We start from the raw sequence: 12945 nt of genomic DNA, 5'->3' as shown, positions 1-12945 counted from the left end.
CGCCGGGCGTTACGCGCCGGCGGCCAGTTTGCCCAGCAGGCTAATCACGAAATAAGCCACCACCGCAATCGTCACCGGCAACACATACAGCGGGAAATACTGCAGGAAAATGCTGTGATGCGGCAGCGAAATACGCGACTCCAGCTGTTCGCGCGTCAGTCCTTCCGTCCCTTTCGCCTGCTCCAGAATCAGCTGGTCCTCCAGCCGTTCGCGGATAAACTTCACCTGCCGCGTCATACGCGAGCCGGAAGCGCGCAGCGCCAAACCGACGAAAATCAGCAGGTAGATAATAATAAACATCAGGTTGCCGCCGCTGAACAGGCTCTTATCCAGCCCCGGCACCGGCGAGTTATACCAGAACAGATTAAGGAATGGCGTATTGAAACGCACCATATCGACGATGACGTGCACGAAGTCGATCACCACCGCATTGATGCCTTTAGTTTTTTCACTGTATTGGTAAACAAAATTCAGCAATGAAATCAGCGTCGACACTAACGCCAGGATAAACAGCACCCACCCCAGAATTTGTTTGATAATGCCAATACGCCCTGCCTGTTGATACGTCATGTGTTCCCCTTGTTAACGACGCAACGGTAATAAACCGCGAGTTTACCCGTAGTTGCCCGGCCAAGCCCACCGTTTTCTTTACACAGGCACCACGGCCGCGCCCACAAACAGCCGTTTGTCCAGCAGGCTGGCGCTGCGTCCGGAGCGGCGATTTTGGTCGCGGCGATGGCAATGGTAGAGTAGCGCAGAGATCCCATCCACCGTATCGGCAGGAGTTAACGCACTAATGGCTTATTCGCAACGCATTGAAAGCGCAATTTTTGATATGGACGGCTTACTAATTGATTCAGAACCCTTATGGTTGCAGGCCGAGCTGGATATTTTCGGTTCGCTCGGCTTGGATCTTTCCGACCGTGACAAACTGCCGGATACCCTGGGGCTGCGCATCGATCTGGTCGTAGAGATGTGGTATCAGGCCATGCCGTGGCAGGGGGCGTCGCGGGAGCAGGTTTCCGCCCGCATTATTGAGCGCGCCATTGAGCTGGTGCAGGAACGCCGCCCGCTGCTGCCGGGGGTTACGCAGGCGCTGGAGCTCTGCCGCAGCCTCGATCTGAATATCGGTCTGGCTTCCGCCTCGCCGCTGCATATGCAGCAACAGGTACTGAATATGTTCGGTCTGGAACACTATTTTGACCAGCTGGTTTCCGCAGAATATCTGCCGTACAGCAAGCCGCACCCGGAAGTATATCTGATTGCCGCCGAACGGCTGGGCAGCGATCCGCTGCGCTGCATTACGTTGGAGGACTCATTCAACGGCATGATCGCCACCAAGGCGGCGCGCATGCGCTCTATCGTGGTGCCGACCGCAGAGTATCGCCAGGATGCGCGCTGGGCACTGGCTGACTATCAGTTGACGTCGCTGGAGCAGTTGACGCCGTCTCACCTTTCCTGACGATTACCCTCTTTCTGCGACCGCCCCCGCACGCCGTTCTGCCGGCACGTGCGGGGGCGTTCAGTTTTAAAAACGTCGACCCACGTCAAAAAATAAATAAAACGTTATTTCATTTTTATTGAATTCGCATACCGACCGCTCTATGCTGTGAACACCACAGAAAACGCCGGGCGGTGGTTTTGCTGTCACTGCCACGCAGCACGCCAGCCGCCCGGCGTTTTCTCCCCCTCACCACAGCGAGGCCCTGAGATGGACGTCCGTCAAAGCATTCACAGCGATCACGCCAAACAGCTCGACACCGCCGGATTACGCCGCGAATTTCTGATTGAAAAGATTTTCGAGGACGACCAGTACACCATGACCTACAGCCATATTGACCGCATTATCATCGGCGGCATCCAGCCGCGCCGGCAAAGCGTCACCATCGGCGATGAGGTCGGTAAACGGCTGGGCGTCAGTTACTTTCTCGAACGGCGGGAAATGGGCATCATCAATATCGGCGGTGCCGGTCTGATCGAGGTCGACGGGCACAGTTACGAGATCGGCACGGAAGAAGCGCTGTATATCGGCCAGGGTGCCCGACAGCTGACGTTCCGCAGCGTTGACGCCGAACGACCGGCCAAGTTCTATTACAACAGTGCGCCGGCGCATACCCACTATCCCAACAAGAAAATCACCCTGGACGACGCCGCGCCGCAGACCCTGGGCGACGACGCCACCAGCAACCGGCGCACCATCAACAAATTTATCGTGCCCGACGTGTTGCCGACCTGCCAACTGACGATGGGGCTGACCAAGCTGGCCGCCGGCAGCCTGTGGAACACCATGCCGTGCCATACCCATGAACGGCGCATGGAGGTCTACTTTTACTTCGATATGGAAGATGAAACCGCGGTGTTCCATATGATGGGGCAGCCACAGGAGACCCGCCATCTGCTGGTGCACAACGAACAGGCGGTGATCTCCCCCAGTTGGTCGATCCACGCCGGCGTCGGCACCAAGCGCTACACCTTTGTCTGGGGCATGGTGGGCGAAAATCAGGTGTTCGGCGATATGGACCACCTGGCCGTCAGCGAGCTGCGCTAACCCCCGCCGCCGGCCTCTGCGCCGGCCGTCAAGCTGCAACCCTGTCCGTGCGGCCAGACCGCACGGCGAGAGAATATGTCTATGACCATCAATTCCTTTGATTTAACCGGCAAAGTCGCCATGGTAACCGGCTGCGACACCGGGCTCGGCCAAGGTATGGCAGTCGGGTTGGCACAGGCCGGCTGCGATATTATCGGCGTCAACCGCAGCGATCCCGAACACACCAGCGCACAGATCAGCGCGCTGGGCCGGCGCTTTCTCAAGCTGCATGCCGATCTCAGCCGTACCGACGTCATCCCCGCGCTGATTGACAGCGCCGTCGCCGAATTCGGCCATATCGATATTCTGGTGAATAACGCCGGAATTATCCGCCGGGAAGACGCACTCGATTTCAGCGAGCAAGACTGGGACGACGTGATGAATATCAATACCAAGACGCTGTTTTTCCTGTCGCAGGCGGTGGCCCGGCAGTTTATCCAGCAAGGCGGCGGCGGTAAAATTATCAACATCGCCTCCATGCTGTCGTACCAGGGCGGCATTCGCGTGCCTTCTTATACCGCCTCCAAAAGCGCGGTGATGGGTCTGACCCGCCTGCTGGCCAACGAGTGGGCCAAACACGGCATCAACGTTAACGCTCTGGCGCCCGGCTATATGGCCACCAACAACACGCAGCAGCTGCGGGCCGATGCGGGGCGTAATCAGGAGATACTGGAGCGTATTCCCGCCGGCCGCTGGGGCGTGCCGCAGGATATGATGGGGCCGGTGGTCTTTTTGGCGTCATCGGCGTCTGACTATGTCAATGGCTACACGCTGGCAGTGGACGGCGGCTGGCTGGCGCGCTAAAACGTGACGTTTACCGGCTGGCACACGGTTGCCGGCCGGCATATCGCTGACGAGAAAGCAGGATACTTCTCACACAAAAGCATTCAACCCTTTGTAAAGCAGAGTAAAACAAACAATTAGTTACAGCGTCACCTATTCCATTACTGGGAAAATCCCCATATACTGGATAAATTACCAGTTTACCAGTCGGAATAGCAACCAGCATGACCGCGGAAGGACACCTTATTTTTTCTGTCGCTTGCGCGATCTTCGCCAAGAAGGCGGAAGTGACGCCGGTACTCGCCGACGGCGACTGGTGGCATATCATCCCCGCCGCCCTGCTGACCTCACTGCTGCCTGATATCGATCATCCCAAATCGCTGCTCGGTCAGCGCCTCAGTTGGATCGCCAAGCCGATCGCCCGCGCCTTTGGCCACCGTGGCTTCACCCACAGTCTGCTGGCCATCGCCGGCGGCATGATGCTGTTCCAGCTGAACGTACCGCTCAGCTGGCCCATTCCCGCCGATGCGCTGCACGCCATGATTATCGGCTACTTCAGTCACCTGGTCGCCGATATGCTCACGCCGTCCGGCGTGCCGCTGCTCTGGCCCTGCCGCTGGCGCTTTCGTCTGCCTCTGCTCAATTCGCAGCAGGGTAATCAGTTGGAGCGCGTGTTGTGCCTCGCACTGGTCGCCTTTGCCATTTACTGGCCGGGCGGCTGCACCATTCCGGTGCAGTCATATTTTGAACAGTTGAAAAATATTAGATGGTGATCACAAAAAACCGACCGTTTTATCACCCATTTGCCGTAATTTTAATCAAATTAAAAACAAAAGTTATATAACATTCCATTTGGGTATAAGCCCGCACCCCGGCAAACTGTTACGATATTTACATCGCTACACACTGGTGCGTAGCCATTTTTATATAAGAAAAGATTTGGAGACACGGGGATGAATTTACCGCTCGTCATTAACGTGGTGGTTTTTGTCGCCCTCCTTTTGCTGTTGGCGCAATCCCGCCATAAGCAATGGAGCCTGGCGAAAAAAGTACTGGTAGGTCTGGTGCTCGGCGTAGTGTTTGGCCTGGCGCTGCAGCTGATCTACGGTGCGGAAAACCCACTGCTGAAAGAATCCATCAGCTGGTTCAACATTGTCGGCAACGGCTATGTGCAACTGCTGCAAATGGTTGTCATGCCACTGGTGTTCGTCTCGATCCTGAGTGCGGTCGCCAAGCTGCATAACGCCTCCTCACTCGGCAAGATCAGTTTCCTGTCGATCGGCACGCTGCTGTTCACCACGCTGATCGCCGCGCTGGTGGGGGTGTTGGTCACCAACCTGTTCGGCCTGAGCGCCGAAGGTCTGGTGCAGGGCACGCAGGAAAGCGCGCGTCTGGCCGCTATTCAGAGCAACTATGTCGGTAAAGTCGCCGACCTGACGGTGCCGCAGCTGGTGCTGTCGTTCGTGCCGAAAAACCCGTTTGCCGATCTGACCGGCGCCAGCCCGACCTCGATCATCAGCGTGGTGATTTTCGCCGCCTTCCTCGGCGTGGCCGCGCTGCAGCTGCTGAAGGACGATCAGGCGAAAGGCCAGCGCGTCCTGACCGCTATCGATACCCTGCAGTCCTGGGTGATGAAGCTGGTGCGCCTGGTGATGAAGCTGACGCCATACGGCGTGATGGCGCTGATGACCAAAGTGGTTGCCAGCTCCAACATTCATGAAATCATCAAGCTGGGTAGCTTTGTGGTCGCCTCCTACCTCGGCCTGGCGATTATGTTCGGCGTACATGCGCTGCTGCTGAGCTTTACCGGCGTTAATCCGGTGAAATTCTTCCGTAAAGTGTGGCCGGTGATCACCTTCGCCTTTACCAGCCGTTCCAGCGCCGCCAGCATTCCGCTGAATGTGGAAGCGCAGACCCGTCGCCTGGGCGTGCCGGAGTCAATCGCCAGCTTCTCGGCATCGTTCGGCGCCACCATCGGCCAGAACGGCTGTGCCGGCCTGTATCCGGCGATGCTGGCGGTTATGGTTGCGCCAACCGTTGGCATCAACCCGCTGGATCCGATGTGGATTGCCACGCTGGTTGGTATTGTCACCGTCAGTTCCGCAGGCGTTGCCGGCGTGGGCGGCGGCGCCACCTTCGCCGCGCTGATCGTACTGCCGGCGCTCGGCCTGCCGGTCACGCTGGTCGCCCTGCTGATCTCCGTTGAGCCGCTGATCGATATGGGCCGTACCGCGCTGAACGTCAGCGGTTCAATGACCGCCGGTACCGTCACCAGCCAGCTGATGAAGCAAACCGACAAGTCGGTGATGGACAGCGAAGACGACGTGGAACTGGCCCACCAGTAATTCCCCGTCACAACAAAAAAACCGGCGCCCTGAGCGCCGGTTTTTTTATGCCTGCCGCTACGGCCGCTCGCCGTTTGCCAGCCGCCGGTCGATCGCGTCCAATATGCCCGGCAACTCCGCCAGCGTGTCAATCACGTAATGGGCGCCGGCGGCATAGAGCTTCTCCGCCGCCAGCCCACGCCGCCGCGCTACCTCGGCGGCATCCATCCGTTGGTACTCCTGCCACTGAACACCGAACTCATTGCCGGACAGCGCCAGCCCCACGCTCCACATGCCGGCATTCAGCCCTTCGGCAATGCCCGGCACGGCATCATCCACCTTCACGCAGTGGCTGACGGCGTCGACGCCCAGCGCAATCACATTCTGCAGCGCCATCCACGGCCCCGGGCGGCCGCCGGCAGCCAGATCGTCCGTCGCCACCCAATAGTCCGGCGCATAGCCGCGTGCAGCGGCGGCCGGCGCCAGCACGTCCATCACCGCGCGCGGATAGCCGGAACAGGAGCCGATTTTTATACCCTGCCGCCGCAGTTCGGCAATCACCTCGGGCACGCCGGCAATCGGCTCGGCGAAATCCACCACCTTGGCAATCTGCAGCGGCATAAACGCCTGGTACAGCGCATCGATATCCTGAGGAGTCATTGAGCGCCCCAGCTTCGCCCGCCAGCGGGCGTCAATCCCGGGCAGTTTGCCCAGCGCCTCGATATGCTGCCATTTGCCCAACCCCATCGGAATACGCGCCTCCTCCAGAGTGATGTCGATACCAAAGGTCTGTTGGAAGGCCTCGACGAAAATCTGTGTCGGTGCAAAGGAGCCAAAATCCACCGTGGTGCCGGCCCAGTCGAGAATAACGGCGTTAACCTGTTGCATCACAACTCCTTATTGTTGCCAGTACATGGCGCGACCGACGGCGTCCAGCAGACGGTCGATATCCTGCGGATAGACCTCGCCGATGTTGCCGATACGGAAACAGTCGCTGTGCGACACTTTGCCGGGGTAGATAACAAACCCCTGGCGTTTTAAACGTTGGTAAAACTCGCCGAAGCGGTAATCTTCCGCCCGTGGGGAGTAAAACGCGGTGATAATCGGCGAGTGCAGCGCATCATCCAGCAGGGTTTCAAACCCCAGTACGCGCATCCCCGCCACCAACCGGCGCTGGTTTTCACCATAACGCGCATAGCGCGCGGCGATACCGCCTTCCAGATCCAGCTCACGCAGCGCCTGCGCAAAAGCCAGTACGCTGTGGGTCGGTGAGGTGAAGCGCCACTTTCCGGCGTGGTCTTCCATACAGCGCCACTGGGCATACAGATCCAACGACAGAGAACGCGAACGGCCGGCGCATTTTTCCAGTTCGCTGCGCCGGGCGATCACAAAGGCGAAACCCGGCACGCCCTGAATGCATTTGTTGGCCGAGCTGATCAGAAAATCGATCCCCAACTCCTCCACGTCCAGCGGAATGCCGCCGAAACTGCTCATCGCGTCAACGATAAAGGTCTTCCCCCGGCGTGCCGCCAGCGCCGCCACCTGCGCCAACGGATTAAGCATGCCGGTGGTGGTTTCACAATGCACCATTGCGATATGGCTGATGCGCGCATCGGCCAGCAGCAGCGCTTCCATCTCCGCCACGTCCGGTTCCGCCACTTCTCCGCAGTCATAACAGTGGTGATCGATGCCCATCAGCGCCGCCATCTCCGCCATTCGCGCGCCATAAGCGCCGTTGCTGACGATCAGCACCTTATCCTGCGCGCCGAGCGCCGTCCCCAGCACCGCTTCCACCGCATAGCTGCCGCTGCCCTGCAGCAGCACCGAGGTGTAGACGGACGAGGCGGTGGCCAATGTTTCCAGGCGGGCGCGAATCGTCTGGACTACGCCGATATTGTAATCCTCATCCCAGGTACAGCTGTCGAACAGCATTGCCTGCTTCACCGTATCAGAGGTGGTCAGCGGGCCGGGCGTCAACAGCAGGTAATCGCGATCGTTCATCTTTTTACCCTTCCGATTGGTCTATACCAGATGCGCGCATTGTGCCGGTTAAGCATTCCACAGGTCAAACGCCAACCGCCCCTGAAACAAAAAATTCATCCGGGCATGTATAATGGAGCCTGCCGACATGCCATAGCGAGATAACATGAAACACCCTCAGGGCGATCTCCCCCACTATCTGCAGATCAAAGCGCAGTTACAGTCACGGATTAGCAGCGGTGCGCTGAAGGCCGGGGATAAGCTGCCCTCCGAACGGGAGCTGTGCGCGGCCTTTTCCACTACGCGTATCACCATTCGAGAAAGCCTGGCGCAGTTGGAGGCCAGCGGCGCCATCTATCGTGCCGACCGCCGCGGCTGGTTTGTCACGCCCGAACGGCTGCGACTGGACCCGACGCAGAACACCAATTTTCACCGTTTATGTCAGGAACAGGGACGGCAGGCGCGCACTGCGCTGCTGGCGGGGGAACACGTCGGCGCATCGCCGGAGGTGGGACAGGCATTGGCGCTCGAGCCAGGCGCGCGGATCTACCTGCTGCGCCGGGTGCGCTATGCCGACGAACGGGCCATCTGTTATTGCGAGAACCACTGTTTACCGCAGCGGGTGCCGGGGCTGCTGCAGCACGATCTGAACGGCAGCCTGACCGAGATTTATCAGCAGCATTACCAACTGCTCTACAGCAGCATGCACCTGTCGTTTTACCCCACCGCGCTGCCGCCCGAGGCCGCCGCCGCGCTGGGGGCAATGGTCGGCCTGCCCGCCCTGCTGCTGCGCCGTCTGAATTACGATCGGCACGGGCACATTCTTGATTTTGATATTGAGTACTGGCGCCATGACAGCCTGCGTATTGAGGTCGATACACAGTAAACGTCTGCATGGAAGTGGAATCGGCGCATGATGGAGTCAGCGTCAGTTAATCATACAGCCAACGCCCGGCCTTGGCAGACTCGGCGAACATACGCACGGTTAAAGGCTTTCTGGTCTTTTCTACATCAGCTTTTTGGTATTTGGTCCAACGCTCCCAACGAGATAAATTTTCCCAAGGGTAGTAGTAGCGCATATCGATGGACGATACATCTACATCGAATTTTTCAGCGTAGTCCTCAATCGCATAGAAGAATTCGTCACCTACAGCGTAGTCCTGCAGCATAGTATCCAGTTCAAGCGGAACCATCTTCATCGTCCAGGTAAGAGGAACAGATAACTCATCGCGGAAAAAATCTAAAACCTCCTGCTCCGTTACCATAGCTTGTCACTCCCACGGGCAATAGTGTTGTACTTAACCACCGTCCGAAAAGAAATCTCGGTAATGTCTTTCGCCAAAATAATCCACCCAAGGACAGGTACAGCGCGCCCCACAAATGTTCCCAACTTACGCGTTAAAATAACTCTCATTGTAGAGGGAGGATATCCTCCAACAACAGACGGTAATTTTATATTACCGGGAAAAGTTTTGTTGCCGAATACCTTACGAGCCCCCCGGGAAACATAGGAGGTATCAGTAATATTTCCTCTAAATTTGCCCCGGGTTTTTGAAACATTGAATCCCCCCAAGATAGCGGCAACCGCCCCAACATCCTGAATGCCTAATTGGTTAGCTGTCTCTTCACAGAAGATCATGAAAAACAGCTCACCGATGCTTAGATGATATCTCTCCGCATAGAAATAGCGCCCACCTAATTCTTCAATCGTGTCCATTTACCGTGCTTTCCCTTTGTTGTTCTCCTGGTAAAAGATACTAACGCTCAGAAAACCGGCAGATAATCAGAGCGTTCTCGGGTTGGTGGTGATACTGAATTGGGCTCAGCAAGAAATATAAAAAAACCTGTCGTGAAGACAGGTTTTTCGGTCATCGGCAGGCGCTCATCATCGCCTTATACGGCACGCACTCAGAACGGGTAGTCGTGATAGCCCTGCTGTTCGGAAATAATACGCGCCGCATGGTGCAGCTGATGCACATAGCCGGCCTTCGCCTCTTCGGAGAAGCGGATGGTCGGGAACGAGATGCTCAGGCCGGCAATCACTACGCCGAAGCGGTCAAACACCGGCACCGCGATACAGCGCAGCCCTTCTTCCTGCTCCTCCACGTCTTCACCAAATCCTTGCTGGCGCACCTGCGTCAGCACCGGCAGCAGTTGCGCCGCGCTGGTGATGGTATGCGCCGTGCTGCGGGTGAACTCGATCTGCGACAAAATATCGCCCACTTCGGCCTCATCGCGCCACGCCAGCAGAACTTTGCCGATCGCCGTACTGTGCAGCGGGTTACGGCGACCGATACGGGAATACATGCGCAAATTGTATAAAGAATCAATTTTATGGATGTAAACGATACTGTCTTCATCCAGCGCGCCCAGATGGATTGTCTCGCGGGTCTGTTGCGACAGTTCGCGCATCTGGATATCCGCGCTGCGGATCAGATCCACATTCTGCAGCGATTTGGCGCCCAGTTCGAACAGCTTCAGCGTCAGGGAGTATTTTTCCGACTCCCCCTCCTGCGCCACGTAGCCCAATGATTTCATGGTTTGCAGAAAACGGTAAACGGTGCTTTTGGACATCATCACCCGCTGAGAAAGCTCGGTAATACCGATTTCGCGTTCCTCACCCAGCGCCTGCAAAATACCAAACACTTTCAGCACCGATGAAACCGCATCCGGTTGTTTATCTAGATCCGTATTCGCCATCAACAATCCCAGCCTATTTCCGTTTTAAGAAATTTAAACAAGGGTTTCAGTATAAGCGGAGCGCTTCATCCTGTGCAATGTAACCCGCAGAATAAGCGCTAGCCGCTCACCGCTGTTTACAATTAGCCGCCATCGGGCAGATACAATTAGCGTAAAAATTGTTAGCATGGTCACATTCCGCACGTTTATCTATGATTTCACTATGACACTCTCCAGCTCTGACGGGTTACCCGTGCCGCAGCGCTACGGCGCAATCCTGGCCATTGCCCTTGGCATCACCGTTTCCGTACTCGACGGGGCCATCGCCAATGTTGCGCTGCCCACTATCGCCCGCGACCTTAACGCCAGCGCGGCCAACTCTATCTGGGTTATCAATGCTTATCAGCTGGCCATTACCGTCTCGCTGCTGTCGCTGGCCTCGCTGGGAGACTTGCTCGGCTACCGCCGTATCTACCAATGGGGGCTGTTGGTTTTTAGCCTGACGTCGCTGTTTTGCGCCCTGTCCGACAGCCTGACTACCCTGACTATTGCTCGCGTGCTGCAAGGGTTTGGCGCCGCAGCCATCATGAGCGTCAATACCGCGCTGATCCGCATTATCTATCCGCAGCGTTACCTCGGCCGCGGCCTGGCGATTAACGCGTTGATCGTCGCCTTCTCGTCCGCCGCCGGGCCAACGGTTGCCGCTGGCATTTTATCGTTCGCCTCCTGGCCGTGGCTGTTCGCGATAAATCTGCCGATCGGTCTGGCAGCGTGGCTGCTGGGCATGCGCTATCTGCCGGCCAACAGCCAGAAAAGCCGCGGGCGCTTTGACCCGCTCAGCGCCGTGATGAATGCGCTGACCTTTGGTTTGCTGATCGCCGCCCTCAGCGGCTTCGCCCAAGGTCAGAGTCTGACGCTGGTGGTGGCGGAACTGGCCGCCCTGCTGGTGATTGGCTGGTTTTTCGTGCGCCGTCAGTTGCAGCAAAGCGCGCCGTTACTGCCGGTCGATTTGCTGCGTATCCCGATCTTTGCGCTGTCGATGGGCACCTCAATCTGCTCGTTCGCCGCCCAAATGCTGGCAATGGTGTCGCTGCCGTTCTTTCTTCAGCAGGTGTTAGGGCGTGACGAAGTCGCCACCGGTCTGCTGCTGACGCCTTGGCCGCTGGCGATCGTGGCAGTTGCGCCGCTTGCCGGCCGGCTGATTGAACATGTCCACGCCGGGCTGCTGGGCGCGCTGGGACTCGGCCTGTTCGCTCTTGGATTATTCCTGCTGGCGACGCTGCCGCAGAACCCGGCCGATCTGGACATCGTCTGGCGGATGGCGCTGTGCGGCATCGGTTTTGGCCTGTTTCAGTCGCCAAACAACCACACCATCATCTCTTCGGCGCCGCGTCACCGCAGCGGCGGGGCCAGCGGCATGCTGGGCACCGCACGCCTGCTGGGTCAGACCTCCGGCGCCGCACTGGTGGCGTTGATGTTCAACCTGTTTCCGGAGAACGGCACACATGCATCGCTGCTGCTGGCCGGCAGTTGCGCCACCTGTGCCGCGTTGGTCAGCGCTTTACGCATCCGTCAGCCGCGCGCCGCTGCGCACTAAATCGTCACCTTGTGACATAAAAAAACCCCGGCAAGCCGGGGTTTTTTAGTGATGCTGGATTACTTCAGATACTGACCGGAACGCAGCGCTTCAATACGCTTGTCCAACGGCGGGTGCGACATGAACAGCTCGCTGAAGGTTTTGGATTTACCGTTAATGCAGAACGCCATCATGCTGCCCGCTTCCTGCGGCTCGTAGCTGGTTTTCAGACGCTGCAGCGCAGCAATCATCTTCTCACGGCCCACCAGTTTGGCAGAGCCGGCATCCGCATGGAATTCACGGTGACGCGAGAACCACATGGTGATAATGCTCGCCAGAATACCGAACACCAGCTCCAGCACCATGGAAACCGCGAAGTAGATCATCGGATTGCCGTTGCCTTCCCCTTCACCGTCACGGTTACCCAGGAAGCCAGCGGCCACCTGCGCCAACAGACGCGAGATAAAGATCACGAAGGTGTTCACCACCCCTTGGATCAGGGTCATGGTCACCATATCGCCGTTGGCGACGTGGCTGATTTCATGGGCGATAACCGCTTCCGCCTCATCACGGCTCATGCTTTGCAGCAAACCGGTGCTGACCGCGACCAACGACGCGTCACGACGCGCGCCGGTGGCGAAGGCGTTGATGTCCGGCGCGTGGTAAATCGCCACCTGCGGCATAGCAATGCCTGCCTGCTGAGACTGACGACGTACGGTTTCCAACAGCCAGTTTTCGGTTTCATTACGCGGTTGTTCAATCACTTCCCCGCCGACGGAGCGCAGCGCCATCCATTTGGACATCAGCAGGGAGACAAACGCACCGCCGAAACCAAACAAACCGGCCATGATCATCAGGCCCTGAACGCTACTGGATTGAATTCCTGTCAGGCTGAGCACCAGCCCGAAAACCAACATCACCGCCAGGTTGGTGAGCAGGAACAGAGCTATACGCATCATAAAATGTTTACTTCCTCATAAAATGTTAACAAGACGCTGCTGTAGATACTTTAGCAA

The 12945-nt window shown here is 57.6% G+C and carries 14 protein-coding genes; 7 read left to right on the top strand and 7 right to left on the bottom strand.

Annotated elements, in window-relative coordinates; genetic code table 11:
- Positions 1-9: 9 nt before the first annotated feature.
- A complete protein-coding gene (locus TAN611_RS10305) occupies positions 10-570 on the bottom strand; it encodes a YniB family protein (protein WP_111737210.1) in 561 nt (186 codons plus the stop codon).
- A gap of 226 nt (positions 571-796) precedes the next feature.
- Between TAN611_RS10305 and hxpB the strand changes: the two genes are divergently transcribed.
- The 5 genes from hxpB (at position 797) to TAN611_RS10280 (ending at position 5715) form a co-directional block, all read left to right on the top strand.
- Positions 797-1462 (top strand): hexitol phosphatase HxpB, encoded by a 666-nt coding sequence (hxpB, locus tag TAN611_RS10300; protein ID WP_203067663.1) that lies wholly within the window; start codon positions 797-799, stop codon positions 1460-1462.
- A gap of 249 nt (positions 1463-1711) precedes the next feature.
- A complete protein-coding gene (kduI, locus tag TAN611_RS10295) occupies positions 1712-2548 on the top strand; it encodes a 5-dehydro-4-deoxy-D-glucuronate isomerase (RefSeq protein WP_203067662.1) in 837 nt (278 codons plus the stop codon).
- A gap of 81 nt (positions 2549-2629) precedes the next feature.
- A complete protein-coding gene (gene kduD, locus TAN611_RS10290) occupies positions 2630-3391 on the top strand; it encodes a 2-dehydro-3-deoxy-D-gluconate 5-dehydrogenase KduD (RefSeq protein WP_105233288.1) in 762 nt (253 codons plus the stop codon).
- 203 nt (positions 3392-3594) lie between these two features.
- Entirely contained in the window at positions 3595-4143 is a 549-nt protein-coding gene (locus TAN611_RS10285; protein WP_187043247.1) for a metal-dependent hydrolase, read from the top strand.
- 180 nt (positions 4144-4323) lie between these two features.
- Positions 4324-5715, top strand: a complete 1392-nt coding sequence (locus TAN611_RS10280; RefSeq protein ID WP_105230838.1) for an L-cystine transporter — start codon at positions 4324-4326, stop codon at positions 5713-5715.
- Positions 5716-5772: 57 nt separating this feature from the next.
- Here the strand turns inward: TAN611_RS10280 and phnX are convergent, their stop codons facing one another.
- Together phnX and phnW are read right to left on the bottom strand one after the other, a co-directional pair.
- Positions 5773-6582: a phosphonoacetaldehyde hydrolase gene (gene phnX, locus TAN611_RS10275; RefSeq protein ID WP_203067661.1), complete on the bottom strand. Its 810-nt coding sequence runs from the start codon at positions 6580-6582 to the stop codon at positions 5773-5775.
- A gap of 9 nt (positions 6583-6591) precedes the next feature.
- Positions 6592-7695 (bottom strand): 2-aminoethylphosphonate--pyruvate transaminase, encoded by a 1104-nt coding sequence (gene phnW, locus TAN611_RS10270; protein ID WP_203067660.1) that lies wholly within the window; start codon positions 7693-7695, stop codon positions 6592-6594.
- Positions 7696-7840: 145 nt separating this feature from the next.
- Here phnW and phnR point away from each other — a divergent pair, with 145 nt between their 5' ends.
- On the top strand, positions 7841-8560 hold the full coding sequence (phnR, locus tag TAN611_RS10265; RefSeq protein ID WP_111737214.1) for a phosphonate utilization transcriptional regulator PhnR: 720 nt from the start codon (positions 7841-7843) through the stop codon (positions 8558-8560).
- Between the two features lie 46 nt (positions 8561-8606).
- Here the strand turns inward: phnR and TAN611_RS10260 are convergent, their stop codons facing one another.
- The 3 genes from TAN611_RS10260 to kdgR all read right to left on the bottom strand — a co-directional run bounded on the left by TAN611_RS10260 (position 8607) and on the right by kdgR (position 10374).
- Entirely contained in the window at positions 8607-8939 is a 333-nt protein-coding gene (locus TAN611_RS10260; RefSeq protein WP_105230834.1) for a DUF1493 family protein, read from the bottom strand.
- Positions 8933-9391 (bottom strand): STM2901 family protein, encoded by a 459-nt coding sequence (locus TAN611_RS10255; protein ID WP_160031288.1) that lies wholly within the window; start codon positions 9389-9391, stop codon positions 8933-8935. The genes TAN611_RS10260 and TAN611_RS10255 overlap by 7 nt, the downstream gene beginning before the upstream one ends.
- Positions 9392-9582: 191 nt before the next feature.
- The gene (gene kdgR, locus TAN611_RS10250; protein WP_160031289.1) at positions 9583-10374 is read right to left on the bottom strand and encodes a DNA-binding transcriptional regulator KdgR; all 792 of its coding nucleotides are present in this window, start codon (positions 10372-10374) and stop codon (positions 9583-9585) included.
- A 202-nt stretch (positions 10375-10576) separates the two neighbouring features.
- On the opposite strand from kdgR, the gene TAN611_RS10245 reads away from it, so the two are divergent.
- Positions 10577-11950 carry an MFS transporter gene (locus tag TAN611_RS10245; protein WP_160031290.1) on the top strand — a complete coding sequence of 458 codons (1374 nt, stop codon included), beginning with the start codon at positions 10577-10579 and terminating at the stop codon, positions 11948-11950.
- A 59-nt stretch (positions 11951-12009) separates the two neighbouring features.
- On the opposite strand, the gene htpX is transcribed toward TAN611_RS10245, so the two are convergent.
- A complete protein-coding gene (htpX, locus tag TAN611_RS10240) occupies positions 12010-12888 on the bottom strand; it encodes a protease HtpX (protein ID WP_105230831.1) in 879 nt (292 codons plus the stop codon).
- Positions 12889-12945 lie beyond the last annotated feature (57 nt).

It is taken from the genome of Serratia sp. Tan611 (genome assembly GCF_905188235.1).
Classification (GTDB): Bacteria; Pseudomonadota; Gammaproteobacteria; order Enterobacterales; family Enterobacteriaceae; genus Serratia_B; species Serratia_B rhizosphaerae.
The sequence above is the reverse complement of the archived record's forward strand: the minus strand, read 5'-3'. Positions and strand labels throughout refer to the sequence as shown.

What these genes read in the sequence shown, in the direction of transcription:
- htpX (WP_105230831.1), bottom strand. Translation starts at nt 12,888, where the DNA reads ATGATGCGTATAGCTCTGTTCCTGCTCACCAACCTGGCGGTGATGTTG.
- TAN611_RS10285 (WP_187043247.1), top strand. Translation starts at nt 3,595, where the DNA reads ATGACCGCGGAAGGACACCTTATTTTTTCTGTCGCTTGCGCGATCTTC.
- hxpB (WP_203067663.1), top strand. Translation starts at nt 797, where the DNA reads ATGGCTTATTCGCAACGCATTGAAAGCGCAATTTTTGATATGGACGGC.
- phnX (WP_203067661.1), bottom strand. Translation starts at nt 6,582, where the DNA reads ATGCAACAGGTTAACGCCGTTATTCTCGACTGGGCCGGCACCACGGTG.
- TAN611_RS10255 (WP_160031288.1), bottom strand. Translation starts at nt 9,391, where the DNA reads ATGGACACGATTGAAGAATTAGGTGGGCGCTATTTCTATGCGGAGAGA.
- phnW (WP_203067660.1), bottom strand. Translation starts at nt 7,695, where the DNA reads ATGAACGATCGCGATTACCTGCTGTTGACGCCCGGCCCGCTGACCACC.
- TAN611_RS10245 (WP_160031290.1), top strand. Translation starts at nt 10,577, where the DNA reads ATGACACTCTCCAGCTCTGACGGGTTACCCGTGCCGCAGCGCTACGGC.
- phnR (WP_111737214.1), top strand. Translation starts at nt 7,841, where the DNA reads ATGAAACACCCTCAGGGCGATCTCCCCCACTATCTGCAGATCAAAGCG.
- kduI (WP_203067662.1), top strand. Translation starts at nt 1,712, where the DNA reads ATGGACGTCCGTCAAAGCATTCACAGCGATCACGCCAAACAGCTCGAC.
- TAN611_RS10260 (WP_105230834.1), bottom strand. Translation starts at nt 8,939, where the DNA reads ATGGTAACGGAGCAGGAGGTTTTAGATTTTTTCCGCGATGAGTTATCT.
- TAN611_RS10305 (WP_111737210.1), bottom strand. Translation starts at nt 570, where the DNA reads ATGACGTATCAACAGGCAGGGCGTATTGGCATTATCAAACAAATTCTG.
- kdgR (WP_160031289.1), bottom strand. Translation starts at nt 10,374, where the DNA reads ATGGCGAATACGGATCTAGATAAACAACCGGATGCGGTTTCATCGGTG.
- kduD (WP_105233288.1), top strand. Translation starts at nt 2,630, where the DNA reads ATGACCATCAATTCCTTTGATTTAACCGGCAAAGTCGCCATGGTAACC.
- TAN611_RS10280 (WP_105230838.1), top strand. Translation starts at nt 4,324, where the DNA reads ATGAATTTACCGCTCGTCATTAACGTGGTGGTTTTTGTCGCCCTCCTT.